At 50.0% G+C, this 2427-nt stretch carries 3 protein-coding genes; 1 reads left to right on the top strand and 2 read right to left on the bottom strand.

Annotated features, from left to right (window positions below; translation table 11 throughout):
* Positions 1-292: integrase core domain-containing protein (locus ABF86_RS12290; RefSeq protein WP_160803605.1), on the top strand; the 292-nt coding region annotated here is incomplete at its 5' end.
* Positions 293-435: 143 nt separating this feature from the next.
* Here ABF86_RS12290 and lhpI read toward each other — a convergent pair.
* Positions 436-1377 carry a bifunctional Delta(1)-pyrroline-2-carboxylate/Delta(1)-piperideine-2-carboxylate reductase gene (lhpI, locus tag ABF86_RS12285; RefSeq protein WP_083341467.1) on the bottom strand — a complete coding sequence of 314 codons (942 nt, stop codon included), beginning with the start codon at positions 1375-1377 and terminating at the stop codon, positions 436-438.
* Positions 1378-2160: 783 nt separating this feature from the next.
* Positions 2161-2427 (bottom strand): IS3 family transposase (locus ABF86_RS12280; protein WP_160803654.1); only part of this gene is annotated, 267 nt, incomplete at its 5' end.

Here is a 2427-nt window from a genome sequence, read left to right as displayed (position 1 = left end):
GATCAACGGCATCGAGCACCGTCTCACCAAACCCAACCATCCCTGGACCAATGGTCAGGTTGAACGCATGAATCGAACCATCAAGGATGCGACTGTAAAACGGTATTATTACGACTCACACGATCAGTTGAAGGCCCATCTCCATCGCTTTGTGATGGCTTATAACTTCGCCAAAAGACTAAAAGCTCTCAAAGGCCTAACACCCTATGAATACATCTGCAAAATCTGGAAAAATGAGCCAGATCGTTTTATCTTTGACCCATTCCAGCACACCGTGGGACTAAACACTTAGAACCTGTTCAATATCTCACTTGAAGAGTGCATTACGGTATTGAAATTGAACTCAAAATGCTTACATACTCCAAGTATGCTCCGTTTTATCGTTCAATTTTGCCTAGTGCACCCCTTGATCGAGATCTTGAACAGGCTCTTGGTCTAAATGGCTTGCAGTGCCACACGCGCGGCCGCGAGATCCCAGGCGCCAGTGCCAACGCTCTTGAAAACCCTGGGGCGGGATTCGTCGAGCTGGTTTTGAAGGGCGTGAGCCAGCGAGCGCACGCAAGACCAGTCGATATCAGCCTGAATGAGATCGCCAGCCTCATGACGCGCACTGACCAGATCATCAACGAAGATAGCGCTACCATTAAGTGTGATCTTGCCAAGTTCGGCCATCTCCGGTGTGAAAGCACCTACGCCGACCACCAGGCGATCACGTAAGGCGGTTTCGTTATAGACAGCTTGTGTGCTTGTCGTGACAGTAATGACGACATTTACATTATCGGAAATCGAATGCTCTGCGGGAACAAGCTTGCTATGGAGGGGCTGATACTGGTCACAGAAAGCTGCCGAAGCAGTTTCACTGCGCCCACGTACCCATATTTTTGATTGTGGATACAATGCGTAGAGCGCCTGAACGTGGTGGCGTGCTTGTACACCTGTTCCAATCAGCAGGATTTCATGAGGCGCTTGCTTCAGGAAGGTACGGATTGCAAGCATTGTGACAGCGGCCGTTCTCCGTCCAGTCACCTCCGGGCCGTCAAGCAGGCAGATGGGTTTGCCGGTTTCCGTATCGCACACAGTTACCGTGCCGTGGATGGTGGGCAGTTGCCGCTCCTTGTTTGCGGGTTGTACAGTCACGAGTTTGTGAATCCCGATATCATGCGCGGTGGCCGGCATGCTCAGCATTACGCCACCAATCCCAAAGGGTACAACCATGCGTTCCGGGCTCTGAATCTGGCCGGCATCGTACTCTAGGGCGGCGGTGGCAATGGCATCCACCAGTTTGCTGAAATCCAGGGATTTGGCTGTGCGCTCCCTGGACAATACAATAAGTTCTTCTGTAGCGGGGAATGTGGAGGCAATGCTGGGAGGATTCATGGTTTTTCCCTGAGATTAGAGTTTTTCGTGCTGAAGCAGGTAATTGGCAGGCTGGGTCAACTCACGATCAGAAAAATACTGCAGCAGATAAATTATCTCCGATAATCAGAGTTGTGTTGGCTTCACAGGCCAGTAATGTTCGTAAGAGGTTGTCACTTGTCCAGTGCCGTAGCAATAAAAATACCTGTACTATCCATTTTAGTGGGTAATAAGCCAGTAAGCAGCATATTCGTATCGCTGATATAAAAGGATGTTGCTGGCGGTTGCGCCGGGCACTTTGTGCTGGCACTCGGATTTGGCCGGCGCACCGAGGGGGCCGCACTGCGCGTTTGCTCAAGCGGATGTTCAATATTGATTGAGGATTGCCCGCATTGCGGGGGGGGGGGGGACCCTGAAAATCATCGCCGCCACCTGGAATCTGGCGCAATCACTAAAATTCTTGACCATCCTGGCTTGTCCCCCCGAGCGCCGCCTAGAGTACCTGCGCAGATCTTTAATCCGTTCGAGCCAACCTGATCCTGTGCTCGTTCCTATCAGTTCTCTTCATCACTGGGCTGACCTTGACCTTTGGGTGTCTTTCACGCAGATAGCGAAAAAGAGCCTCAAACCAACACTTTTTGCTGCTGATCAACAATAAATTTAAGAATTTCGGGTGGCTTCCCGGTCAGGTTGACGACCAAACCGTTTCCCAGTACATTCGGCTTTTATGAAAAAGGGCGTTTGTTTTTCCCATACCCTTAACGCTGTCATCCTAACGTGGTCAAGTAAAATCGGACACCTCAGTTAAGCTGCTTTTATCGATTTTGCTGCTTCTGCTTCATATTGATTCGGACTTTTGTAATCCAGGTATGAATGCAGTCTTTGGTTATTATAAAACACGGCGATATACTGCAAAATATCCTGCTGTGCTGCATGGCGGGTTTGGTAATGCCGCCATTGGCAGCGTTCCTGCTTGAGGCTGCCAAAGAAACTTTCCGCAACCGCATTATCCCAACAATTTCCCAGACGACTCATGCTGCCAATAAAACCGTATGCTTTCAGTAGATTGCG

Source organism: Nitrosomonas sp. GH22 (assembly GCF_009833115.1).
Taxonomy (GTDB): domain Bacteria; phylum Pseudomonadota; class Gammaproteobacteria; order Burkholderiales; family Nitrosomonadaceae; genus Nitrosomonas; species Nitrosomonas eutropha.
The sequence above is the reverse complement of the archived record's forward strand: the minus strand, read 5'-3'. Positions and strand labels throughout refer to the sequence as shown.